This is a genomic window from Kitasatospora albolonga, assembly GCF_039535905.1.
In the GTDB taxonomy this organism is placed as follows: Bacteria; Actinomycetota; Actinomycetes; order Streptomycetales; family Streptomycetaceae; genus Kitasatospora; species Kitasatospora albolonga.
Genome location: NZ_BAAAYB010000011.1, coordinates 36,689 through 58,539, shown reverse-complemented (window position 1 = coordinate 58,539; position 21,851 = coordinate 36,689). Strand labels below are relative to the sequence as shown.

22 protein-coding genes are annotated in these 21,851 nt (G+C 74.2%); 7 read left to right on the top strand and 15 right to left on the bottom strand.

Annotated elements, in window-relative coordinates; genetic code table 11:
* Positions 1-13 precede the first annotated feature (13 nt).
* Complete coding sequence (locus ABD946_RS03615; RefSeq protein WP_345279971.1) at positions 14-2,386, top strand: lamin tail domain-containing protein; 2,373 nt, start codon at positions 14-16, stop codon at positions 2,384-2,386.
* 6 nt (positions 2,387-2,392) lie between these two features.
* On the opposite strand, the gene ABD946_RS03610 is transcribed toward ABD946_RS03615, so the two are convergent.
* The 7 genes from ABD946_RS03610 to ABD946_RS03580 form a co-directional block, all read right to left on the bottom strand.
* Complete coding sequence (locus tag ABD946_RS03610) at positions 2,393-3,598, bottom strand: amidohydrolase (RefSeq protein ID WP_345279969.1); 1,206 nt, start codon at positions 3,596-3,598, stop codon at positions 2,393-2,395.
* A gap of 49 nt (positions 3,599-3,647) precedes the next feature.
* Entirely contained in the window at positions 3,648-4,721 is a 1,074-nt protein-coding gene (locus ABD946_RS03605) for an LLM class flavin-dependent oxidoreductase (RefSeq protein ID WP_345279967.1), read from the bottom strand.
* Positions 4,721-5,581 carry an ABC transporter substrate-binding protein gene (locus ABD946_RS03600; RefSeq protein WP_345279965.1) on the bottom strand — a complete coding sequence of 287 codons (861 nt, stop codon included), beginning with the start codon at positions 5,579-5,581 and terminating at the stop codon, positions 4,721-4,723. Before ABD946_RS03600 ends, ABD946_RS03605 begins: the two co-directional genes overlap by 1 nt.
* Positions 5,582-6,331 carry an ABC transporter ATP-binding protein gene (locus ABD946_RS03595; protein WP_345279963.1) on the bottom strand — a complete coding sequence of 250 codons (750 nt, stop codon included), beginning with the start codon at positions 6,329-6,331 and terminating at the stop codon, positions 5,582-5,584. It lies immediately after the preceding gene.
* Positions 6,328-7,050 (bottom strand): ABC transporter permease, encoded by a 723-nt coding sequence (locus tag ABD946_RS03590; protein WP_425558508.1) that lies wholly within the window; start codon positions 7,048-7,050, stop codon positions 6,328-6,330. The genes ABD946_RS03595 and ABD946_RS03590 overlap by 4 nt, the downstream gene beginning before the upstream one ends.
* A 91-nt stretch (positions 7,051-7,141) precedes the next feature.
* Complete coding sequence (locus tag ABD946_RS03585) at positions 7,142-8,152, bottom strand: NrtA/SsuA/CpmA family ABC transporter substrate-binding protein (RefSeq protein WP_345279961.1); 1,011 nt, start codon at positions 8,150-8,152, stop codon at positions 7,142-7,144.
* Between the two features lie 24 nt (positions 8,153-8,176).
* On the bottom strand, positions 8,177-9,178 hold the full coding sequence (locus tag ABD946_RS03580; RefSeq protein WP_345279960.1) for an ABC transporter substrate-binding protein: 1,002 nt from the start codon (positions 9,176-9,178) through the stop codon (positions 8,177-8,179).
* A gap of 319 nt (positions 9,179-9,497) precedes the next feature.
* Here ABD946_RS03580 and ABD946_RS03575 point away from each other — a divergent pair, with 319 nt between their 5' ends.
* On the top strand, positions 9,498-10,280 hold the full coding sequence (locus ABD946_RS03575; protein ID WP_345279958.1) for an IclR family transcriptional regulator: 783 nt from the start codon (positions 9,498-9,500) through the stop codon (positions 10,278-10,280).
* Between the two features lie 131 nt (positions 10,281-10,411).
* The gene (locus ABD946_RS03570) at positions 10,412-10,852 is read left to right on the top strand and encodes a hypothetical protein (protein ID WP_345279957.1); all 441 of its coding nucleotides are present in this window, start codon (positions 10,412-10,414) and stop codon (positions 10,850-10,852) included.
* Here ABD946_RS03570 and ABD946_RS03565 read toward each other — a convergent pair.
* Entirely contained in the window at positions 10,833-11,207 is a 375-nt protein-coding gene (locus tag ABD946_RS03565) for a hypothetical protein (protein ID WP_345279956.1), read from the bottom strand. The genes ABD946_RS03570 and ABD946_RS03565 overlap by 20 nt on opposite strands.
* 32 nt (positions 11,208-11,239) lie before the next feature.
* The gene (locus tag ABD946_RS03560; protein WP_345279955.1) at positions 11,240-11,788 is read right to left on the bottom strand and encodes a hypothetical protein; all 549 of its coding nucleotides are present in this window, start codon (positions 11,786-11,788) and stop codon (positions 11,240-11,242) included.
* 149 nt (positions 11,789-11,937) lie between these two features.
* Between ABD946_RS03560 and ABD946_RS03555 the strand changes: the two genes are divergently transcribed.
* Positions 11,938-12,192, top strand: coding sequence for a hypothetical protein (locus tag ABD946_RS03555; RefSeq protein ID WP_345279954.1), 255 nt, complete (start codon positions 11,938-11,940; stop codon positions 12,190-12,192).
* On the opposite strand, the gene ABD946_RS03550 is transcribed toward ABD946_RS03555, so the two are convergent.
* Positions 12,177-13,031, bottom strand: a complete 855-nt coding sequence (locus tag ABD946_RS03550; RefSeq protein WP_345279952.1) for a LysR family transcriptional regulator — start codon at positions 13,029-13,031, stop codon at positions 12,177-12,179. The two genes, ABD946_RS03555 and ABD946_RS03550, sit on opposite strands and share 16 nt — an antisense overlap.
* Before the next feature lie 81 nt (positions 13,032-13,112).
* On the opposite strand from ABD946_RS03550, the gene ABD946_RS03545 reads away from it, so the two are divergent.
* The gene (locus tag ABD946_RS03545) at positions 13,113-14,009 is read left to right on the top strand and encodes an MBL fold metallo-hydrolase (protein ID WP_345279950.1); all 897 of its coding nucleotides are present in this window, start codon (positions 13,113-13,115) and stop codon (positions 14,007-14,009) included.
* A gap of 83 nt (positions 14,010-14,092) precedes the next feature.
* Here the strand turns inward: ABD946_RS03545 and ABD946_RS03540 are convergent, their stop codons facing one another.
* The 3 genes from ABD946_RS03540 to ABD946_RS03530 all read right to left on the bottom strand — a co-directional run bounded on the left by ABD946_RS03540 (position 14,093) and on the right by ABD946_RS03530 (position 17,289).
* Positions 14,093-14,581, bottom strand: coding sequence for a glutathione peroxidase (locus ABD946_RS03540; protein ID WP_345279948.1), 489 nt, complete (start codon positions 14,579-14,581; stop codon positions 14,093-14,095).
* Between the two features lie 104 nt (positions 14,582-14,685).
* On the bottom strand, positions 14,686-16,344 hold the full coding sequence (locus ABD946_RS03535; protein WP_345279946.1) for a sigma-70 family RNA polymerase sigma factor: 1,659 nt from the start codon (positions 16,342-16,344) through the stop codon (positions 14,686-14,688).
* A 408-nt stretch (positions 16,345-16,752) separates the two neighbouring features.
* Positions 16,753-17,289 (bottom strand): RBBP9/YdeN family alpha/beta hydrolase, encoded by a 537-nt coding sequence (locus ABD946_RS03530; RefSeq protein ID WP_345279944.1) that lies wholly within the window; start codon positions 17,287-17,289, stop codon positions 16,753-16,755.
* Positions 17,290-17,423: 134 nt separating this feature from the next.
* On the opposite strand from ABD946_RS03530, the gene ABD946_RS03525 reads away from it, so the two are divergent.
* Together ABD946_RS03525 and ABD946_RS03520 are read left to right on the top strand one after the other, a co-directional pair.
* Complete coding sequence (locus ABD946_RS03525; RefSeq protein WP_345279942.1) at positions 17,424-18,635, top strand: outer membrane protein assembly factor BamB family protein; 1,212 nt, start codon at positions 17,424-17,426, stop codon at positions 18,633-18,635.
* 121 nt (positions 18,636-18,756) lie between these two features.
* Positions 18,757-19,197, top strand: a complete 441-nt coding sequence (locus ABD946_RS03520; protein ID WP_345279940.1) for a DUF2690 domain-containing protein — start codon at positions 18,757-18,759, stop codon at positions 19,195-19,197.
* A 22-nt stretch (positions 19,198-19,219) separates the two neighbouring features.
* On the opposite strand, the gene ABD946_RS03515 is transcribed toward ABD946_RS03520, so the two are convergent.
* Both ABD946_RS03515 and ABD946_RS03510 read right to left on the bottom strand, forming a co-directional pair.
* On the bottom strand, positions 19,220-19,678 hold the full coding sequence (locus ABD946_RS03515; protein WP_345279938.1) for a (2Fe-2S)-binding protein: 459 nt from the start codon (positions 19,676-19,678) through the stop codon (positions 19,220-19,222).
* A 32-nt stretch (positions 19,679-19,710) separates the two neighbouring features.
* A complete protein-coding gene (locus tag ABD946_RS03510) occupies positions 19,711-21,840 on the bottom strand; it encodes a xanthine dehydrogenase family protein molybdopterin-binding subunit (RefSeq protein WP_345279936.1) in 2,130 nt (709 codons plus the stop codon).
* Positions 21,841-21,851: the final 11 nt, after the last annotated feature.

Sequence of the window (21,851 nt, the reverse complement as noted above, 5' to 3'; positions counted from 1 at the left end):
AGGAGGACACCCGATGTCGCGTCGTATCCGGTCGCTCCGGCGGCCACGCACGGTGGCGGCGGCCAGTGCCGCCACCGTGCTGGGCGCCCTGCTCTCCCTGCCCGGCCAGACCGCCCAAGCGGTCTCCCCGGACGTCGTGATCAGCCAGGTGTACGGCGGTGGCGGCAACTCCGGCGCCCCGTACACCCATGACTTCATCGAGCTCTACAACCGGGGGTCCGCTACCGTCTCGCTGTCCGGCTGGACCGTCCAGTACGCCTCGTCCACCGGATCGTCCTGGTCCACCACGGCGCTCTCCGGCACCATCGCACCCGGCCGCTACCACCTGGTCCGCGAGGCCGCCGGCAGCGGTGCGGGCGCCGCGCTGCCCACCCCCGACAGCACCGGCACCATCGCGATGAGCGCGACCACCGGCAAGGTCGCCCTGGTCACCAACGCCACCGCGCTGACCTGCTCCACCGGCTGTGCCACCAAGCCGGGCGTACGGGACTTCGTCGGCTACGGCAGCGGCGCCAGCTCCGCCGAGGGCTCGCCGACCGGCGCCCTCGCCAACACCACCGCCGCCGTGCGGTCCGGTGGCGGCGCCACCGACACCGACGCCAACTCGGCTGACTTCGCCGTGACTTCGCCCAACCCGCGGAACTCCTCCTACAACGGCGGCGGAGGCGGCTCGGCCCGGATCCGCGACGTGCAGGGCGCCGCGCACCGCTCGCCGAAGACCGGCCAGTCCGTCAGCGGTCTGCCGGGGGTCGTCACGGCGGTGTCCGCGACCGGCTTCTGGTTCCAGGACCCGAACCCGGACGCCGATCCGGCGACCAGTGAGGCCGTGTTCGTCTACACCGCCTCGGCGCCCACCGTGGCCGTCGCCGACTCGGTCACGGTCGGCGGCACCGTCGCCGAGTACCGGCCCGGCGGCACCGGTGGCACCAACAACCTGACCACGACGGAGCTCACCTCGCCCACCGTCGCCCTGGTCGCCCACGGCGCCGCGTTGCCCGCTCCGGTGGTGGTCGGCACAGGTGGCCGGGTGCCGCCCGCCGCGGTGATCGACGACGACGCCAACGGCGACGTGGAGACCGGCGGTTCGTTCCAGCCCACGACCGACGGCATCGACTTCTGGGAGTCACTGGAGGGCATGCGGCTCCAGCTGAGCGACGCCGCCGTGGTCGGCCCGCGCAGCTCCGTCGGCGAGATACCCGTCGTCCCGGCGGGCAGCGCCACCCGGACGGCGCGCGGCGGCATCGTGATCCAGGCGGGCGACTTCAACCCCGAACGCGTGCTGCTGGACGACGCGTTGGCGCCCACCCCGGCCGCCGACACCGGCGACACGCTGACCGGGGCCACCGTCGGGGTGCTCGACTACTCCTTCGGCAACTTCAAGCTGCTGGTCACCGCCACGCCGGTGGTGAGCCCCGGCGGCCTGGTGAGGGAGACCACCCCCGCCCCGGCGGCCGGCACCCTCAACGTGGCCACCTTCAACGTGGAGAACCTCGACCCGAGCGACCCGCAGAGCAAGTTCGACGGCCTGGCCGGCGCCGTGGTCGGCAACCTGCGCGCCCCCGACCTGCTGGCCCTGGAGGAGATCCAGGACAACAACGGCGCCACCGACAACGGCGTGACCGCCGCCGACCAGACCATCACCAAGCTCACCGCCGCCATCTCGGCGGCGGGCGGACCGAGTTACTCCTACCGCCAGATCAACCCGCAGAACGACCAGGACGGCGGCGAGCCCGGCGGCAACATCCGCCAGGTGTTCCTCTACCGCACTGACCGCGGTCTCAGCTTCACCGACCGCCCCGGCGCCGGAGCCACCACCGCCACCGCCGTGGTCAACAACTCCGGTACGCCCGCGCTGAGTTACTCCCCGGGTTGGATCGACCCCGGCAACTCCGCCTTCGCGTCCAGCCGCAAGCCGCTGGCCGGGGAGTTCAGCTGGCACGGCAGGCCCGTCTTCGTGATCGCCAACCACTTCAACTCCAAGGGCGGTGACCAGCCCCTGTTCGGCCGCTACCAGCCGCCGAGCCGCTCCTCCGAGACCCAGCGCACCGCCCAGGCGGGCGTGGTGAAGGCCTTCACCGACCAGCTGCTCGCCGTCGACCCGGCCGCCTCGGTGGTGGTGCTCGGCGACCTGAACGACTTCGAGTTCTCGCAGACCGCCGACATCCTGACGGCGGGCGGCGCGCTGACCGACCTGCCGCGCACGCTGCCGGCGGCCGAGCGCTACACCTACGTGTACGAGGGCAACTCCCAGGTCCTCGACCACATCCTGGTCTCCGGAGCCCTGGCGGCCACCCCGTACGCGTACGACATCGTCCACCTGAACAGCGAGTTCGGCACCCAGCTGAGCGACCACGACCCGCAGGTCGTCAGCCTCCCGCTGCCGTAGCCCCGCTCAGCCGGTGATCCGCCCCTCGCGGGCGCCGACCTGCCCGCCCTTGACCACCAGGTCACGGGCGGGCAGGTCCACCACCACCTGGGGCAGGCACTCGCCCTCGACCAGGAAGAAGTCGGCCGGGGAGCCGGGGGCGAGGGTGGCGGCCGGGAGGCCGAGCAGCTCGGCGCCGCCGGTGGCCGCGAGGTCGAAGCACTCGGTCAGGTCCCGGTCGGTGCGGGCGTCGGTGGTCCAGCCGAGCAGGTGGGCGCGGTGCAGCATGTCGGCGTTGCCGAACGGGCTCCAGGAGTCCCGCACGCCGTCCGAGCCGAGACCCACCCGGACGCCCGCGGCCTGCAGCCGGCGGAACGGAAGCACCTGGTGGGCGGAGGGGGCCACCGTGGTCAGCCCGACGCCCGCACCGCTCAGCAGCTCGGCCAGCTCCTCCAGCGCACGGCCCGTCAGCTCCGGGACGCAGAACGCGTGGCTGACCACGACGCGGCCCTGCAGCCCCGCCGCCTTCGTCCGCGCGGCGATGTCGCGCAGCGGCGCCAGGCCGCGCTCGCCGCGGTCGTGCAGGTGGACGTCGACCGGGAGGCCGTGGCGCTCGGCGAGCGCGAAGACCTGGTCGAGCTGGGCCGGGCCCTCGCCGCCGTCCACCCCGTCGAACCCCGCCGGGTCGAGCCCGCCGACCGCGTCCACCAGCCCGCTCGCCGCCGCCTCCGCGAGCAGCGCCCCCGCCCCGGGCTCGCGGCGCACCCCGTGCTGCGGGAAGGCCACGATCTGCACGTCGAGGGCGGAGCGCAGCCGCTCGCGCGCCTCGGCCAGACCGGTCACCGCCTCCAGCCCGTACGCCGGCGCCACGTCCACGTGGGCGCGGACGGCGCGGGTGCCGCGGGCCACCGCGTTGGCCAGCAGGCGGGTGGCGCGGTCCGCGAGGGAGGTGCGCTGCCAGTCGTGCAGCTCCACGTCCCCCTTCACGTACTCGGGCAGCCCGGCGGCCGGCCGGCGGCTGTACCAGGGCTCGCCCCAGGCGGTCTTGTCCGGGTGGATGTGCGCGTCCACCAGCCCCGGCAGCGCGATCCGCCCGCCGCCCTCGACGTACTCCACCGCCGCGCCGGCCGGCACTCGGTCCGTCAGTACCCCGCCGACGGCCACCAGGTCGACGGGCCCGCCCTCGCCGAACGGGCGGACGTCACGGAACACGGTGGCGGTGGACGTGGGCATGGAGCCTCCTGCTCGGGCGGACGGGCCGACGGTGGGTCGTACCCGACCGTCATTCTCGCAGGGCGGGCAGCACGGTCTCGGCGACCCGGTACGCCTCCTCCAGCAGCGGGTTGCCGGACAGGATGAAGGTGTCGACGCCGAGGGACCGGTACTCCTGGAGGCGCTCGATCACCTGCCGGGTGCTGCCGACCACGGCGGTGCCCGGGCCGGGGCGGAACAGGCTCATGCCGGGCCAGAGGTTGGGGTGGGTCTCCAACTCGCGCGCGTGGTGCGGCACCCGTCCGCCGTGCTGGCGGAACTGGCGCTGCCAGCCGACGCCGTCCTCGGCGCCGTTGCCGAGCATCCGGGTGTAGGTGGCCTGGCTGGTGACGTCGAGCAGGTGGTCGGCCGCGGCCCAGGCCTGCTCCTCGGTGTCCCGGACGATCAGGTGCAGGCGCAGGCCGAGCCGCAGCGTCCGGCCGTGGGCGGCGGCCCGCGCGCGGACCAGGTCGAGCTTCTGCCGGAGCTGCTCCAGGGGCTCGCCCCAGGTGAGGTAGACGTCGACGTGTTCGGCGGCCATCTCGATGCCGGGGGCGGAGGAGCCGCCGAACCAGAGCGGAGTGTGACGGCCGCCCTGGACGGGTGCGAGTTCGCGCAGCGAGCTGCCCGCGCCCGGCAGGTCGTAGAACCTGCCCTTGTGGTCGAAGACCTCACCGGCCGTCAGCCGCTTGACGATCGACCAGTACTCGGCGCTCAGCAGGTAGCGCTCGTCGTGCTCCAGGTGCAGACCGGACTGCCGGAGCTGCTCGGTGGAGCCGTTCACCACGTTGAAGCGGAGCCGGTCGGGGCCGAACAGCTGACTGAAGCTCAGTGCCATCTTGGCCAGCAGGGTCGGCGAGATCAGCCCGGGGTGCACGGCCAGCAGCGGCTTGAAGCTCGGGCGGGTCACGGCGGCCAGCGCACTGGCCAGCGGCCAGACGTCGTAGAGGTCGGTGGCGAACAGCGCGCCGTCGTAGCCCAGGCGGTCCGCGGCGACGCCGAGCTGCTGGAGGTAGGCCAGGTCGACGGAGCGGCGGCCCTCGGGCTCCCAGGGGAAGGCGCCTTCGCGCGGGATGACGTACCAGAGGATTTCGGGGGTGGGCATCAGCGGGCTCCGAGGACGGCGTCGGCGACGGTGATCGGGGTGGGCAGGAAACCGGCCGCGGTCAGGATGTCGGCGGCCTCCTGCTGCTCGGCCAGGAAGGCGGCGGAGACCGGCTCCAGGGTCCAGGGCAGGGCGGCGAGCGCCTCGCGCCAGTCGGCCGTGCTGCCGCCCTGGTCGGCGGCGGCGATCGCGGCTGCTTCGTCCAGGTGGCTCGCGGCCCAGGCGTCGGCCTCCGCGAGGGCGGTCACGATCACCGAGACCAGCTCGGGGCGGGTGGCCGCGAAGTCCCGGCGGGTGAAGAAGACGGACCGGTCGGTGATCACGTCCCCGGCCTCGGCGAGGGTGCGGACCGTACCGGCCCGCCGGGCGGCGGCCAGCTCCGCGCCCTGGGCCACCCAGGCGTCGATCCGGCCGGCCAGCAGGTCCTCGTACGAGTCGGCGTCGGAGCGCCGGGCGGTGATGTCGGTCCCGTAGCCGAGCCCGGCGCCGGCCAGCGCCTTGGCGGTGAAGTGGGTCTGCCAGGAGCCGATGGCCAACGCGACGGTCCGGCCGCCGAGTTCGGCGACGGTGCGGATCGGGCTGTCGGCCGCGACCAGCAGTGCGCCGTGGCCGGGGCGGGGTGCGGAGACGGCGGCGTACACCAGGTCGTGCCCGGCGGCCTGGGCGGAGAGCGGCGGGGTGGAGCCGGTGCCGCCGAAGTCGATGGTGCCGTCGGCCAGCGCGGCGGCGGTGTCCAGGCCCCCGACCTGGTGCCAGGCCACGGTCTCGCCGAGCGGGACGAGGGCGGCCTCCAGCAGGCCGAGGCGGGACAGGTGGTAGAGGGACGGGTTCGCGTTGTGCACGCCGATGTTGACGGTCATTCAGTGCGCTCCAGAGGCAGACGGGGTGACGAGGGGGGTGTGCACGCCGAGGTCGGCGAGCAGGCGGCGGCGGAGCTCGGCGAAGGCCGGGTCGGCGGGGTCGCGCGGGTGGTCGAACGGGATCCGCTCGTCGGTGACCAGCTTCCCGTCGCGCAGCACGGCCACCCGGTCGGCCAGCCGGACGGCCTCCTCGACGTCGTGGGTGACCAGCAGCACGGCCGGGCGGTGGGCCCGGCAGAGTTCGCCGACCAGGTCCTGCATCCGCAGCCGGGTCAGCGCGTCCAGCGCGGCGAACGGTTCGTCGAGCAGCAGCAGTTCGGGCTCCCGGACCAGGGCCCGGGCCAGCGCGACCCGCTGGGCCTCGCCGCCGGAGAGCGTCGCGGGCCAGGCCTCGGCGTGACGCTCCAGCCCGACCTCGGTCAGCGCGCGCAGGGCGGTCTCCCGGCCGGCCGCGCCCCGGGGCAGGCCGACCAGGACATTGGCCAGCACCTTCTTGGAGGGAACCAGCCGGGGCTCCTGGAAGACGATGGTGCGGGCCTCGGGCACCAGCACCGTGCCCGCGTCGTGGCGGTCCAGCGCGCCGAGGATCCGCAGCAGCGTGGTCTTGCCGGTGCCGCTGGCGCCGAGCAGCGCCAGGAACTCGCCGCGGGCCAGGTCCAGGTCCAGGCCGTCCAGCACGTGCCGGTCGCCGAAGGTCCGGCGCAGGCCGCGCAGGTGGACGGCGGTGCCGTCGGGAACGGTCGTGGTCATCGCTGTGCTCCTTGGGTGCGCCACGGCATGAGCAGGCGCTCCAGCAGGCGGACGAGCCCGTCCGCGATCAGCCCGATCAGGGCGTAGACCAGGATGCAGACGGTCAGGACGTCGGTGCGCGAGTACTCCTGCGCGGTGGACATCAAGTAACCGATCCCGGCAGTGGAGTTGATCTCCTCGGCGGCGATCAGCGCGATCACGCTGAGCGTCATGGAGAGCCGCAGGCCGGAGAGCAGCGCGGGCAGGGCGCCCGGCAGCACCACCTCGCGGACCAGGGCGGCCCGGCCCATCCCGAAGCTGCGCATCGCCTCGATCAGCTTGCGGTCGGTGTTGCGCACCCCGCCCGAGGCGGAGACGTACATCGGGAAGCTGGTGGCGACCGCGATCAGCACCACCCGGGCGGTCTCGCCGATGCCGAACCAGACCATGAACAGCGGGACCAGCGAGAGGAACGGGATCGTGCGCAGCAACTGGACGGTGGAGTCGACGAGTTCCTCGCCGATCCGGGAGAAGCCGGTCAGCACGCCGAGCGCGAGGCCGGTGCTCGCGCCGATCAGCAGACCGGTGCCGGCCCGGCCCAGGGACACGGTGAGCGCGTCGCCCAGCTGACCGGAGGACCAGAGCTCGCCCAGTGCCTGGAGCACGGCGCCGGGAGAGGCCAGCAGGTCGTCGGTGAGCAGACCGGTGGCCGAGGCGGCGTACCAGGCGAGCAGGACCACCAGGGGGCCGAGGGCGCGCAGGGCGAGGGCGGTGCCGGGCCGGCGCGGGCGGGCGGGGTGCGGGGGCGGGGGGTGACCAGCAGGCCGTTGCTCATCCGGCGCTCCCGGGAAGGGTGGTGACGTCGATCAGGTACGGCTTGACGTCGAAGAAGCCCTTGATGATCTGCTGGTCGGCGAAGAACTGCGCCACCGTGTGGAAGCGGTTCAGATCGGCCTCGGTGATCGGCTCGGCGACGCCCCGGGCCTTGTCGAACGGGATCTGGATCTCCCGCTGGGCGGCACTGACCGCCTCCGGCCCGGAGGCGGTCTTCACGTTCAGGTAGGCGCCCGGGTCGGCCTGCAGCTTGAGGCCGGACGCGTGCAGGTACTCGTACAGCGCCTTGACCACGGCGGGGTGGGCGTCGGCGAACTTGGTGCGCACCGTCCAGACCGCGTAGTTCTCCGAGCCGACCTGGCCTCCGTTGACCAGGAAACGGGCGTTGCGGTCGGCGAGTTGCGGGACGGAGTAGGTGCCCCAGGTGGACCAGGCGTGCACCTGGCCGGAGTTGAAGACCGGGGCGGCCTGGTTGGGCTGGAGGTAGACCCGCTCGACCTGGTCGGCCGGGATGTCGTTCTGCTTCAGCGCCTTCAGCAGCAGGTACTCGCTGGTGCCGCCGTGCCAGACCGCGACCTTCTTGCCGACCAGGTCCTTCACGGTGGTGATGCCGGAGTCGTTCTTGACCAGGATGCCCTCGCCGAGTGCGTCGGGGGCGACGGCGGCGAACAGCTTGAAGCCCGGGGAGGCGGCCAGTGCGGCGGTGGCGGAGGTGATCGAGCCCTGGGCGAAGTCCAGCGCACCGGCGTCGAGTTGCTGAGCGGCGGGGGCGAAGGCCCCGGCGGTGCCGGTCCAGACGACCTTGGCGTTCACCTCGGCCAGCGCCGCGTCCAGCGAGCCGTCCTTCTTGGCCAGCGCGAGCAGACCGGAGTTGCCGTCCTCGGGGATCCGGACCTCGATCAGGGCGGCCTTGTCGCCGGTCGCACCACCGCTGGTGGAGCTGCAGGCGGCCAGGCCGAGCAGGGCGGCGGTGAGGAGCGCGGCGGACGGGAGCCAGCGGGAGTTCATGAAGGTTCGCATTCTGGTAGCGGGTCAGTTGCCGTGGCGGGGGAGGGAGGAGCGGCGGGAGTCGAGCAGGGCGCGGGCCCGCGCCAGGGGGGCCGGGTCGACCCAGCTCCGGACGTCCACCGGGGCGGGCAGGAAGCCTTGGGCGGAGAGGAAGCGCTCCTGCTGCGCCAGCAGGTCCAACCGCTCGTCGGACAGGTCGATCTGCAGTGAGTGGCCGATCTCGGGGCGGTAGGCGCCGGCCACTCCGGAGGCCCCCGCGCCGGTCTCGGCGCTCAGGATACGGGCCAGTTCGGCCGGCCGGTCACGGGCCCACTCGGCGGACTCGATCAGGACGGCGAGGAAGCGGGCGACCAGGTCCGGGCGCTGTTCCAGCAGGCGTTGGTGCACGGTGATCGGGCGCGGGGTGCCGTTGTTGACCCGGTGCCGGCGGTCCGGCAGGGCGTCCAGGTCGATCGCCACCACGGCCCCGAAGCGCTCGGCCGCCTCGACCGCCAGCGCACCCTTCACGTAGACGGCGTCCACCCGGCCCTCCCGCAGGGCGGTCAGCTCGCCCTCCCACTGGCCGACCGGGGAGCCCGGAACCTCGGTCAACTCGGCGTCGGCCAGGGTGAGTCCGGCCGAGGCCAGCGCACCGGCGAAGCCGGCCAGTGCCATCGCCCGCCAGAAGTCGATCCCGACCGGATGCACGGGGACGGCCAGCCGCAGCCCGCGCAGCGCGGCCGGCCCGCTGAGGTCGCGACCGGCCCGGACCAGCACCGACTGCCGCTCCTCGATCCAGGTCAGCCCGATCAGCCTGGTCTGCTCGCCTCCCGAACGGGCCCACAGGGCAGGCACGTTGCCGCCCTCGCGGAACAGCCCGTCCAGGGCGTGGGTGAAGTGGTGGTCGGCGGCCTCGGCGGCGGAGGCCTCCTGCAGCGACCGGACGGTGATGCCGTCCGGGGCGAACTCCTCGGCCAGTCGGCCTCGGTCGGCGGCGATGCCGGTGGCGGTCGGCACCGGGCAGCGGGTGAACCAGAGTCGGTCCATGGACGGAACTCCCAGAGTGTGGTGACGCGTTGGCGCACGGGGTTCTCACCACGCGGCAAGGCGGAGGGGCGGAGCGGTCGCGGGAGGGTCAGCGACAACAGCGGGAGAGGGCCGGGCGCAGCGGTCGAGCGATGGTCATCGTGCTGCTCCTTTCCGGTCCCGGCGGCCTGGTGACTGGAGGTTGGCACGGAGCGGGCGGCCGGGGCAAGGCTGCCACATGGTGGGAACCCATCTGTTGGCAGAGCCGTCAGGTGGTGCAACTCGCGTTCACACTGCGGCAATGGTTGCCAGATGGTGGCAGCGTTCGCATGCTGGGGACATGACGACGACGGACGCCCCCGCCGGGGCCCAGGCGGTCACCCGCGCGCTGGGACTGCTGCACTGCTTCCGGGACAACACGGGCGAACTCAGCGCCTCCGACCTGGCCCGGCAGATGGAGCTCTCCGTCTCCACCGCGCACCGGCTGGCCCGCACCCTGGTCGCGGCCGGGTTCCTGGAGCAGAGCGACCGCACCTCCCGCTACCGGCTCGGCCCGGCCGTCGCCGAGCTCGGCCAGCTCTCCCTGCACCAACGCGGACTGCACCGCGCCACACCGGAGTTGGCGGCCCTCTCGACCGCCACCGGCGCCGCGGCCGACCTGGCGATCCGGAGCGGCGACCACGCGGTGATCCTGGTCGGCGCCTCCATCCAGCCCAGCACCGGTCTCGGGCTGCGGCGTCCGCTGCACTCCACCGCGCTCGGCAAGGTCCTGCTGGCCTGGGCCGGCCCGGGCGAGGACGACCTCACCGCACTCCCGCCGCTGACCGCGCAGACCGACCGCACCATCGTCGACCGGGCCGCGCTGGCCGCGGAACTCGACCTGGTCCGGTCGGTCGGCTACGCCGTGAACGACGGTGAATCCGCCTACGGCGTCCGGACCTTGGGCGTCCCGGTCCTGGACTCGACGGGCCGGGCGCGGTTCGCCCTGGCGCTGCGGTCCACGCCGGACGTGCTCACCGATGCCCGGCTGCCCTCCTTCCTGGCGCGGGTGCGGGCCTGCGCGGAGGCGCTGGAGGTCCTGCTGCTGCCGCCGGACCGGCGCAGGGTGCGCGTCTTCGACTGACGGCGTCGCCGAGGTCCGCTCGGGTGTCAACGCGGCATGAACACCTCGTGACGGCGGCGAGCCTGGCGCCGGCGCCACCAGGTGTCGTCCGGGGTGCGGCGGGGGCGGTGCGGTGTGGTTCGGTGACGGTCATGTTCAGCATCACCGTGTCACAGGAGCTCACCCCCGCCGAGGTGCGTGCCGTGTTCGAGGCGGCGGTCCTGCCGGGGCTGCGGATCGTGGTCGAACCGGACGACGGCGGACCGCCGGACCTCACCGGAGACGCCTGGGTGGGCCTGGTGGCCAACGAGGACCCCGCGTGGCCGCTCTCCCTGGACGTGCTGGCCGGGGACGACTGCGGGCTCGGCGCCCACCCCGACCTGCGGATCGCGTCACGTCTGGCGGAGCGGCACGGCGTGGACGTGCTGTGCGGCACCGACACCGCCTTCGTCGACGTCGACCCCCAGGACCCGTACTACCGCCTGGCGTTGGTCGGCGGCCACTGGTACCTGGCCAGCACGGCCGACACCCGGCTGGAGCTCCGCGCCCCGGTGCCGGCCCTCGACCGCGGCCCTACGGGGCCTTGCGGGTGATCCTCCGGCCGGCCTCGGTCTCGACCAGGGTCAGCGCACCGATCCAGTCGCCGTCGTCCGGGTACTCCCAGCTCGCCTCGTCCTGCAGGACCGTCTCCAGGTGATCGCGCGGCACCAGATCTCCGTGCCCGTAACCCATGCGGCCGTCTGGCGAGACCCACGGCACGATCCGTCGGACCTCGACCCATCCGCGGTCGACGAGGGCGAGCAGGACCGCGGCGATCTCGCCGACCGGCCGGTCTTGGTCGGCCTCGTCGAAATCACCCCGGGCTCCCGGGAGGATGTCGATCTCGAAGGCATTGATCATGAAGGCCTGCTCGATGCAGGGCAGGTCGTCCCACGGGTCCTCGCTCATGCGGTGATCATCGCAGATGCCGAGGATGCGGGTCAGCCGCCGTAGAGGGCGCGGCAGATGCGGGCCTGTTCGGAGCCGGGGGGCCACTGGCCGAGCTGTTCGGCCTGGGAGCAGATGCCGAGGGCGGCGAGCAGGGGCGGGCTGGGGGACGGTTTGGCGGAGGCGGGGGGCTTGGGGGAGGCGGAGGGCTTGGGGGAGCGGGGCTGACGGGGTTTCGGGGGTGGGGTGGAGCGGGTGGAGGAGGGGCTCGGGGTCGGGGACGGGAGAGGGGTGAGGGCGGGGAGCGATGGTGGGGGCGGCAGCGGGATCGGGGTGGGGGAGGTGACCGGGCTCGGTTCGGGGGAGTTGAGGACGGCGGCGGTGGGGGCCTGGTCGGAGGAGCAGGCCCCCGGGAGGAGGGCCAGCAGACTGACGACGCCGACCGCGCCGGCGGCCCAGGCGGCGCGGCGGCGGTTCCGGTGCGCCGGAGGGGGCGGGGGTACGGGGAACGGGGTGACCGGGGGTTGCCACGGGTGGGTGGGCGGAGGTGGGGGCTGGCGCTCCCACTCGTACTGCCACGGGGCCTGCCACTGCTCGTTCACCGCTGCACCTCCACCGCTGCGCCTCCCTGACGGTCCGCCAGATGGCGGCAACCGTGGTGCTCAACGACGGAGCGGGCCGGGCGGTGCGCTCCGCCGTACGGCGGTGGCCGGGGATGCGGTGCGGGTGGGCGCGGTCGATGGTGGGTGGTATGAGCGCACACGAGACCCCCACCGTCCTCGTCGAGGTGGCCGAGTTCCGCACCGACAGCCGCTACCGCCTGGTGCACTTCCGGGGGACGGGCTGGGAGCCGCTCGCCCCGGAGGAGTTCGAGCCGAGGGCGCTCCAGCTCTTCCCCGAGCTCGACCCCGCACGACCCGATCCGGGTGCACTGGGCGGACCGCCCGTGGGAGTGGCCCGCCTGGCACCCCGGCGAGGCCTGACGTCGGATCACCCGTTCCGGTAGGCGGTGGCCGCGATCCGGAGCAGGGAGCGGAGCAGTGGGTTCGGGTCGTCCTCGTTCCAGGCGACCACCACCGGGCTGGGCTCGACCTCGGGGAGCGGGACTGCGGTGAGGCCGGGCGGCAGGGCGTGGCCGAGCGGGGTCAGGCCGACCGTGCCGTTCCAGAGCACGGCCTGGCGGCACTCCTGCACGGCCCGGACCACCGGCCCGGACCGGGGCTCGCCGCCGCTCCAGTAGGCGGCCCACTGGGCGTCGGTGCCCTCCGGGAAGCGGAACCACGTGCGCCCGGCCAGCTCGGCCAGGGTGAGGTGGTCGCGGTGGGCGAGGGGGTCGTCGCTGCGGAGCACCGCGCCGACCGGGTCGGTGCGCAGTTGACGGACGGTCAGGCCGGTGGTGTCGAAGGGGCCGCGGGTGAGGGCGAGGTCGACCCGGCCGGTGCGCAGGCCGCAGGTGGGGTCGGTGAGGTCGGCCTCGCGGATCCGGATCTCGACGGCCGGGTGCCGTGCGCGGAAGGCGTCGGCGAGGCGGACGGCGCCCGGGTCGGTGCCGTCGCCGAGGAGTCCGACCGTGACCACGGCGGGGGCGGCCGCCGCGGCGACCCGGGTGCGGGCGAGCTCCGCCCGGTCCAGCACCTCGCGCGCCTCGGTCAGGAGGACCGCGCCCGCCGGTGTCGGGCTGACGCCCCGTGGGGAACGGTCCAGGAGGACGGCGCCGAGCTCGGCCTCCAGCTGTCGGACCGCCCGGCTGAGCGCGGGCTGGCTGAGGTGCAGCCGGGCGGCGGCCCGGCCGACGTGGCGTTCCTCGGCGACGGCGACGAAGTAGCGCAGGGTCCGCAGCTCCATGCTGCGACGATACCCGTGGGGCATCGGCCCGTGCGGAACGGGTCTTGGACGGCGGCGCCGCCCCGGCGGTGGAATCGGGGCATGGATCACGAACCGCTCCCCGACCCGGCCGTGCCGGTGGCCGACGCCCGCGAGATCGCCCCGGACCTGCTGGTGGTCCCGGACGGCGGCGTGCCGCTGGTCCCCAACATCGGCGTCATCGGCGGCACCGAAGCCGTCCTGGTGGTCGACACCGGCCTCGGCCCCGCCAACGCCGAACAGGTGCTGGCCCTCGCCGCCGAGGTGGCCGGGGGCCGCCGCCTCTACCTGACCACCACCCACTTCCACCCCGAACACGCCTTCGGCGCCTCGGTGTTCGCGGGCAGCGCCACCTACCTGGTGAACCGGACCCAGGCCGAGGAACTGCGCACCCGGGGGCCGGGGTACCTGGAGATGTTCCGGGGCCTGGGCGAGACGGTCGCCCGCCGCCTGGACGGCGTGGTGCTGCCGACGCCGGACCAGGTGTACGGGGACGACGGCCACGAGCTCGACCTCGGCGGGCGCAGCGTGCGGCTGCGCCCCACCGGCCGGGGGCACACGCGGGGCGATCAGGTGGTGGAGGTGCCGGACGCGGGCGTGCTGTTCACCGGGGACCTGGCCGAGAACGGGCAGTTCGCGATCTTCCCCTGGTTCCCGCCGCACGACACCGAGGTCTCGGGGGTCGGCTGGCTGGCGGTGCTGGAGCGGCTGGCCGCCGCCGGGCACCGGACGGTGGTCCCTGGGCACGGCGCGGTCGCCGGGCCGGAGCTGCTCGCCGAGGTCCGCGACTACCTGCGGGAACTGCGCGACGAGACCTGGCGGCGGTGCCGGGCCGGGCGGGGCGAGGCCGAGACGGTGGCCGAGGTGCGGGCCCTGCTGATCGGGCGTCACCCGGAGTGGACCGGGAGGGAGTGGATCGGGCCGGGCGTCGGCTGCCTGTGCGCGGAGCTGCCCGGCTGACGGGCACCGGCGGGCGGGCGGAGATACGCCGACGGCCTCCCGGGCGGGGGTGCGGGGAGGCCGTCGGGTGCGGTGAGGGCGGGTCAGGCGGGGAGCTGCGCCTCGATGGCGGTGGTGACCTCGGCGGACTCGGGCTCGGTGCGGGGGCGGATGCGGGCCGTCACGGCGCCGTCGGGGGAGATCACGAACTTCTCGAAGTTCCACTGGATCTCGCCGGCGATGCCCTCGGCGTCCGGGGTCTTGGTGAGCTCGGCGAAGAGGGGGTGCTGGTCCTCGCCGTTGACGTCGATCTTCTCGAAGAGCGGGAAGGAGACGCCGTAGGTGGTCGAGCAGAAGGTCTGGATCTCCTCGGCGGTGCCGGGCTCCTGGCCGAGGAACTGGTTGCAGGGGAAGCCGAGGACGGTGAAGCCCCGGTCGGCGTACCGCTGCTGGAGGCGCTCCAGGCCGGCGTACTGCGGGGTGAGGCCGCACTTGGAGGCGACGTTCACCAGCAGCAGGGCCTTGCCCTTGTGGTCGGCGAGGGAGGTCGGGGTGCCGTCGAGGGAGCGGAGCGGGATGTCGTAGAGGCTCACGGGGATCGGTCCTTCGGGTCGGGGGCGGCGGGGTGGCGGCCGGGAACGGGCTCAGCCGGTGAACCGGTCGTCGGCACACGGTATTCCGGGCCGGCGGGGGAGGGTCAGGCGGGGGCGCCGAAGACCTGGGTCCACCACGGGCCGCCGGAGCCGGTGTGGATGCCCACACCCATCTCGGTGAAGGAGCAGTTGAGGATGTTGGCGCGGTGGCCGGAGCTGTTCATCCAGGAGGACATCACGGAGTCGGCGTCCTTCTGGCCCTTGGCGATGTTCTCGCCCCAGGTGCTCCACTCGTAGCCGGCCGCCTCGATGCGGGGCTGCGGGCCCTTGCCGTCGGGGTTGGTGTGGCTGAAGAAGTTCCGCGCGGCCATGTCGTCGGAGTGGCCCTGGGCGGCTGCCTGGAGCTTGCCGTTGGCCTTGAGGGGGCCGCAGTTGTTCTTGGCACGCTCGGTGTTGACCAGGTCGAGCACCCGCTGCTCGGAGGAGGTGGCGCGGGTGGCCGTGGTGGGGGCGGCGGAGGCGGTCCGGCTCGGCGAGGTCGACGGTGACGGCGAGGGGGCCGGGCTGGACGGCTTCGGGGCCGAGGGCGAGGGGGACGGCGTGGGGCTCGCCGAGGTGGGTGCGGCCGAGCTCTGGGCCGGCGAGGGGGCCTGGGCGTCGGTGGAGGCCGACGGGGAGGGGAGGACGGGAGCGGAGGTGGCGTCGATGCGGGGGGCGGAGGCCTGGGCCGGGGCGGGCGGCTCCTGGTCGGCGCCGACCACGCCGACGGCGGCGACCGTGACCACGGCGGTGCCGATCACGGTGGTCAGCACGCGGCGGCGGGTGCGGGGCTTGGCCCGGCGGCCGTGGCGCCCGGCCGTGGTGCCCTGGCCGCCCCGGCCGGAGGCCGCGCGGCGCAGCTCCGCCCGGCCCGGGCGCGCGGCGGACAGCACGGTGGTGGCCGAGGTGCCGTCGGAGGGGAGGAGGGAGTGGCCCGCGAGGAGGGTGGCGGGGTCGACCGAGGGCGGCACGGGCACCAGGGCGAGGCCGGCCAGCAGGCCCTCGGCCGGGAAGAGGCCCTCCCACTGCCGGGAGCAGTACGCGCACTCCCGGGCGTGCCGGGCTATCCGCTTGCGCCAGAGCGCGGACGGGTCGCCGTCCCAGGTGGCGGTCAGTTCGGCCAGGGGCGGGCAGGCGGGCTGGGCGGCCAGCGCGCGGACCACGACCCGGGCGGTCTCCAGCTGGCCCTTCATCCGCTGCACCCGGACCGCCGCGTGCGCGGCGGGCAGCTCCATCGCGGCGGCCAGTTCGGTGCGGCTGAGCTCCCCGGCGGCCTCCAGCCACCAGAGGGAGAGCAGCTCGCGGTCGCCCTCGTCGAGCCAGCGGGTGGCCTCGGCGACCTCTCGGCGCTGCCCGGACAGGCCGAGCCGGACGATGGTGAGGTCGACGAAGTCGGCGCCCGGATCGGCCGAGTCCCAGGAGGGGTCGATCGGCAGCTGGCCCTGCTGGAGCACCTGGTGGCGGCGGCGTATCTGGTTCATGGCGATGGCCACCAGCCAGGACCGGAAACTGCTCGGCTCCCGGAGGGCGGGGAGCTGGTCGACGGCGCGGAGCATGGTCTCCTGCACGACGTCGTCGGTGTCGGGGTGGCCGCCGAGGGCGCGGCCGACGATGTTGTAGACGAGTGGCAGGTGGGTGCCGATGAGCTCGTCCGTGGCCCGCTGGTCACCCGCCTGTGCCTGAAGCACCGTCTGACCGGTCTGTTCGGCGTGCTGCCTGTCCATCCGCCTGGTTCACCTTCTCCGTCGGCCCGTCCGTACTGCCCTGTCGTGATGGGAGATCGGGGGGCCGCGCTCCGATAACGGAAATCGCCCGGGGACCTGTGGGACCCCTGTGCTTCCGGGGAGCGTAGTGGACGCCGGAAGGCCCTTCGGCAGGGGGCCGGGCCAACGCGCAGGTCACGGCCGTGGCCGCGAACACCCGCGCTGTGAAAGGAGGATGAGGACCTGGTGCCGGTTGTGGGTGCGGGGTGTCCGAGGGGCGGCGCCGTGGTGATCGTGTGTCACGGCTCACACGGGGAGAAGTGTGGTGCGGGTCACCGTCGGGGGCTCCCGGCGGCTGCGAACGCCCGGGTGGTCGGCGGGGGCCGGGCCGGCCGGACCGGGCCCGGGTCCCCACCGTCCGAGCGGACGTCAGGCCGTGAGGCCGTCCAGCAGGGCGCGGCCGAACGGCCAGTCGCCGAGGCCGGAGGAGGCGTTGAGGTGGCCGTGGTCGCCGGCCTCGACCAGGCGCGAGCCCCAGGCCTCGGCGTACCGGCGGGCCTGCTCCGCGGTGCACCAGGGGTCGTCACCGCTGGCGACCAGGGTGCTCGGGAAGGGCAGCGGGCGCAGCGGCACCGGGCGGAAGTTGACCAGCTCGGGGACCTCGGCGGTGTCGATGTCCGGCGGGGCGACCAGCAACGCGCCGACCACCTTGCCGTCCGGGTTGGCGGCCCAGTGGGCCACGGTGGTGCAGCCGAGGCTGTGGGCGACCAGCACCACGGGGCCCTCGGCCTCCCGTACCGCGCGGTCGAGGGTGGCGACCCAGTCGCCGACCTTCGGCTGGTCCCAGTCGGCCTGCTGGACGCGCCGGAACCGGGCCGGGTCGGTGCGCTCCCAGACGCTCTGCCAGTGGTCGTGGTCGGAGTTCTGGAAGCCGGGCAGGACGAGGTACGTGGGCTCGGGGCTCATGGTGCGGGCGGGCCTCTCTGTGGAACGGTGCCGGACGCGAGACGAGCATCGTCGGCCGTCCCCTCGGTCCGACCCTATCGGGTGCGGGTTATCCTCCAGGTCTGGACCGGTCGCGGACGGACGAGGGGGCTGCGGTGACCGCTGGCGAGCAGGTCGGCTCGATCGTCTTCGACGAGCCCGAGGGGGACGGATCCGGCGTCGGGGCCGAGGAGTTGGCGGCGGAGCCGCGGTCCTCCCGCCCGTCGCGGCGTCAACTGCTGTTCGGTGGAGCCGGGTTGGCGGCCGCCGGAGCGGCCGCCTGGTGGTGGGGCCGTGCCGGGGACGAGCCGGAGCGGTCGTCGGCGGTCGAGGGGCCTGTGCCGATCTGGACCTTCCGCGCCCCCGAGGCGCAGGCCCCGGAGCGGGTGACCGGGCGGACGGTGCTCCCGATGGTGGCCACCGGCGAGGAGCTCTTCCTGCTGACCGCGGAGACCGGTGCGGTGGCGAAGCGCATGGCGATGCCCGGAGGCCCGGACGACACCCTGCTGGCGGCCGGCGACCTGCTGTACCAGACCAGGATCGGCCGGTTCTCCGCGCACGGCTACGGCATCTCCCTGGAGGTGGCCAACCCGCCTGCACTGAACCCGAGTTGGGAACTCCTCGCGGTCGAGGGGGAGTTCCTGTACGGGCGGACCCGTGACCTGTCCGACGAGAAGCTGTTCGCCCTCTCGACGACCTCGGGCGCGATGGTGTGGAGCCGGCCGGGCACCGGCGAGGACGGCGGCTTCCTGATGGACTTCCAGTCGGTCGCCGGTACCCGGACCCTGCTCGCGCGCAGCACCCGGGACGAAGTGGTGGCCCTGAACGGCTTCACCGGGGAGCGGCTCTGGTCGGCCCCGGCCGACCAGGGGCTGACCTGGCGGGAGGCCGGTTTCGAGCACGCCTACGTGGCCCACCGTGCCACCGGGATACGGTCGTTGTCGGTGCGGGACGGAAGCGTCGAGTGGATCGTGGAGGAGCAGGGCGACACCCGGCTGCTGCGGCCGTACGCCACCGGAGGTGAGGTCTACCTGCTGCGCGACAACGGCGTGGTGAGCCGCAACGAGCTGACGGACGGCCGGGAGCTCTGGTCCTGCCAACTCCCGTTCCGGCTCGACGCGCGCTGCCGGCCGGTCGCGGTGGCCGGCTCGCTCTTCGTACCGGGCCCCGTGGGCGGCGGGGTGTGCGCGCTGAACGAGCGCACCGGCGAGGTCCGGTGGACCTTCCGGGACGTCGAACCGGGCGTCCAGTACTGGCGGGTGGCCACCGACGGCCGGCACCTCTTCATCGGGCACGACAAGGTGCTGTACGGGCTGGCCCCGGCCTGACGGGCCGCCCGGCCTGACCGGCCGTCACCCGAACTGCTGAAACGCCAGGTGGCGGGGCATGCGGGCACCACCCCAACGGGTAGTCCGGATACGGACCTTCACCCCGTGAACGGAGCACCACGTGTCCAAAGCCACCGCCCCCTCGCGCCTGCTCGCCGTCCTGACGGCCTCGCTCGCGCTGCTCGCCACCGGCATCGCCGTCGCCCCCGCCCAGCCCGCCGCCGCGGCCGCCTGCACCGGCGCGGGCTGCAACGGCAAGGACCCGGACACCACCGGCTGCGCCTCGGACGGCAAGCTGCTGGAGACCAAGGCGCTCGACGGGTCCGTGAAGGTGCAGCTGTTCGGCAGCGCCGCGTGCAAGGCCAAGTGGGCCCGCAGCGTGGACGCGCCGAACGGCGGTGAGGTGCTGGTGGCCAACCGCGACTACTCGGTGAAGTACACCAAGAAGACCGACGGTGCCCGGAAGTACGTCTGGACCGCGATGGTCAACGGGAACAACCCCGCGCGGGCCTGTCTCGGCCCGCAGAACAGCGATGCGCTCACCTGCACCGGCCTGCACTGACGGGAGGCGTCCCGACCCGCCGTCAGGGCATCTTGGCGGCGGCCTTCTTCACCGCCTCGCGGATGCGGGCGTAGGTGCCGCAGCGGCAGACGTTCTCGATCCGGTCGATGTCGGCGTCGCTGGGGCACTTGTTGGTCCTCAGCAGGGCGGCCGCGGTCATGATCTGGCCGGGCTGGCAGAAACCGCACTGGGCGACGTCGCACTCCAGCCAGGCCTCCTGCACCGGGTGCAGCCGGTCGCCGTCGGCCAGGCCCTCGATGGTGGTGACGGTGTGTCCGGCGCAGTCGGCCACCGGCACCACGCAGGGCTGCACCTCGGCGCCGTCCAGGTGGCTGGTGCAGGCCCGGCAGACGCCGACCCCGCAGCCGTACTTGGGGCCGGTGACGCCGAGCTTGTCGCGCAGCACCCAGAGCAGCGGCATGTCGGCGGGTGCCTCGACCGTCACCGGACTGCCGTTGAGGACGAACTGGTAGCTGGGCACGTGGAGGTCCTTGAGGAGTGCGGAGAAGGGGTTCAGAAGGCGATCGGGAAGCTGCGCGGGCTGGTGCCGGTCGCGCGGGCGTAGGCGTTGGCCACGGCGGCGGCCGCGGCCGGGAAGCCCAGTTCGCCGGCACCGCCGGGCGGGCCGCTCGGCGGCAGGAAGTGTGCCTCGAAGGCGAGCGGGCTGTGGCGCTGCCTGGCGTACTTGAAGTCGGCGTAACTGCCTTCCCGGATGGCCCCGTCGTCCAGGTGGACACCGGCCCGCAGGGTGACCGAGATGCCGTCGGTGACGGCGCCCAGCAGCTGGGCCTCAAGGCCGCGCGGGTTGATCACCCGGCCGACGTCGGCGGCCATCACGGCCTTGGTGACCCGGGGGTTGGCCCGGTCGGAGGCGTCCAGCTCGATCAGGCAGGCGACCGCCGAGCGGTGCTCGGCGTGGTAGGCGACGCCCTGGGCGCAGCCGGGCGGCATCGGGCGGCCCCAACTCCCGGCCTGGGCCACCTTGTCGAGCACCGCGCGGCCGGTGGCACTGGTCAGCCGGGAGCGGCGGAAGGCCACCGGGTCCCGGCCCAGGGTGCGGGCCAGCTCGTCCAGCATCACCTCGTCGGCGACCCGGACCATGCCGGAGTAGACGGAGCGCCAGCTGCCGGTGGGGATCTCCAACGGCAGCTCGGAGAGCAGTTGGGTGGAGACCCCGAGGTCGTAGGGGACCTCCTGGGTGAGGTCGAAGAAGGTCTGCGAGAAGAGCGCGTCGCCGACCGGCAGGCTGGCTCCGGCGGCGGTGAGCAGCTCGCCCAGGCCGTGCCCGAAGTCGGTCCGCACGGTGGCCACCCGGTGCTCGTAGGTGAGCACCTGGCCGAGCGCGTGGGTGGCCCGCACCCGGTGGTGGCTGGCGGGGCGGACCCGGCCGTGGCGGATGTCGTCGTTGCGGGTCCACATCAGCTTGACGGGCCGTCCCGCCGCCTTGGAGACCTTGGCCGCCTCCAGCGCCGCGTCGTGGAACAGCCGTCGCCCGAAGGAGCCGCCGGCCCGCACCACGTGGACCGTCACCGCCGGGACGGGCAGGCCGAGTTCGACCGCGATCTGCTCCTGGGCGGCGATCGGGGACTGCGCGGCGAACCAGATCTCGGCCCGGTCCGGGCGGACGTCCGCGACGGCGGTGAGCACCTCCATCGGCGCGTGGCTGACGAAGGCGAAGTCGAACTCGGCGTCCAGACTGAGGGTCAGCAGCGGGGGGACCAGGAAGGGCTTGTTGACGGCCCGCAGCCCGGCCCGGACCTGGGCGTCGGAGACCCCCGCGAGCGGGCCCGGACGCCAGTCCACCCGCAGCGCGGCCTTGGCCTTGAGGGCCTGGTCGAAGGTCTCGGCGAGGACGGCGACGCCGGTGGGGATCCGCACCACGTCCAGCACCCCGGGCATCGCGCGGGCGGCGGTGTCGTCCAGCGAGCGGACGGTGCCGCCGATGGTCGGCGGGCGGTGCACGACGGTCGGCACGGCGCCCGGCACGTCGAGGTCGCCGGCGTACTTGGCCCGGCCGGTGACGATGTCCCGGGCGTCGATCCGGCCGGTCGGGGTGCCGACCAGCCGCTGCTGCCCCTCCGCCTTGGGCGCGGTGGAGACGGCCGGGACGACCACCGCGGCGGCGGCGAGGGCGAGTTCGCCGTAGCCGGCCGAGCGGCCGTCCGGTGCGGTGACCCGGCCGTCGGCGGTGCGCAGGGTGCCGGCCGGCAGCTGCCAGCGGTTCGCCGCCGCCGTGACCAGGCGGGCCCGGGCGGCCGCGGCGGCGGCGCGAACCGGCTCGTAGAGGGAGCGCACCGAGTTGGACGCGCCGGTGAGTTGGGCGAAGAGCAGCTCGGGACGGGCGGGCGAGAGCGGCACCTCGACGTCGGCGAGGCGGGCGTCGAGCTCCTCGGCGACCAGCATCGCCATCGCGGTGGTGAGGCCCTGGCCGACCTCCAGGCGCGGGAGTTGGAGCACCACCTTGCCCGCCTCGGTCACCTCCAGCACCAGCAGGTGCGCGGTCGGCAGCCCGGCCAGGATCAGCACGTCCCCGAGGTCGGCCAGCGCGGGCAGGCCGGGGATGCCGCCGACCTGCACCAGCGCCTCGGCCGGCTCGGCGTCCAGCGCCAGCTGGGCGCCGACCGCGAGGGCGGGGGCGGCCACCAGGTAGGTGA

Coding starts and splice junctions, on each gene's coding strand:
- ABD946_RS03585 (WP_345279961.1), bottom strand. CDS start 8,152: ATGAACTCCCGCTGGCTCCCGTCCGCCGCGCTCCTCACCGCCGCCCTG.
- ABD946_RS03555 (WP_345279954.1), top strand. CDS start 11,938: ATGAGCGCACACGAGACCCCCACCGTCCTCGTCGAGGTGGCCGAGTTC.
- ABD946_RS03575 (WP_345279958.1), top strand. CDS start 9,498: ATGACGACGACGGACGCCCCCGCCGGGGCCCAGGCGGTCACCCGCGCG.
- ABD946_RS03605 (WP_345279967.1), bottom strand. CDS start 4,721: ATGCCCACCCCCGAAATCCTCTGGTACGTCATCCCGCGCGAAGGCGCC.
- ABD946_RS03610 (WP_345279969.1), bottom strand. CDS start 3,598: ATGCCCACGTCCACCGCCACCGTGTTCCGTGACGTCCGCCCGTTCGGC.
- ABD946_RS03615 (WP_345279971.1), top strand. CDS start 14: ATGTCGCGTCGTATCCGGTCGCTCCGGCGGCCACGCACGGTGGCGGCG.
- ABD946_RS03595 (WP_345279963.1), bottom strand. CDS start 6,331: ATGACCACGACCGTTCCCGACGGCACCGCCGTCCACCTGCGCGGCCTG.
- ABD946_RS03565 (WP_345279956.1), bottom strand. CDS start 11,207: ATGAGCGAGGACCCGTGGGACGACCTGCCCTGCATCGAGCAGGCCTTC.
- ABD946_RS03545 (WP_345279950.1), top strand. CDS start 13,113: ATGGATCACGAACCGCTCCCCGACCCGGCCGTGCCGGTGGCCGACGCC.
- ABD946_RS03580 (WP_345279960.1), bottom strand. CDS start 9,178: ATGGACCGACTCTGGTTCACCCGCTGCCCGGTGCCGACCGCCACCGGC.
- ABD946_RS03535 (WP_345279946.1), bottom strand. CDS start 16,344: ATGGACAGGCAGCACGCCGAACAGACCGGTCAGACGGTGCTTCAGGCA.
- ABD946_RS03530 (WP_345279944.1), bottom strand. CDS start 17,289: ATGAGCCCCGAGCCCACGTACCTCGTCCTGCCCGGCTTCCAGAACTCC.
- ABD946_RS03570 (WP_345279957.1), top strand. CDS start 10,412: ATGTTCAGCATCACCGTGTCACAGGAGCTCACCCCCGCCGAGGTGCGT.
- ABD946_RS03550 (WP_345279952.1), bottom strand. CDS start 13,031: ATGGAGCTGCGGACCCTGCGCTACTTCGTCGCCGTCGCCGAGGAACGC.
- ABD946_RS03600 (WP_345279965.1), bottom strand. CDS start 5,581: ATGACCGTCAACATCGGCGTGCACAACGCGAACCCGTCCCTCTACCAC.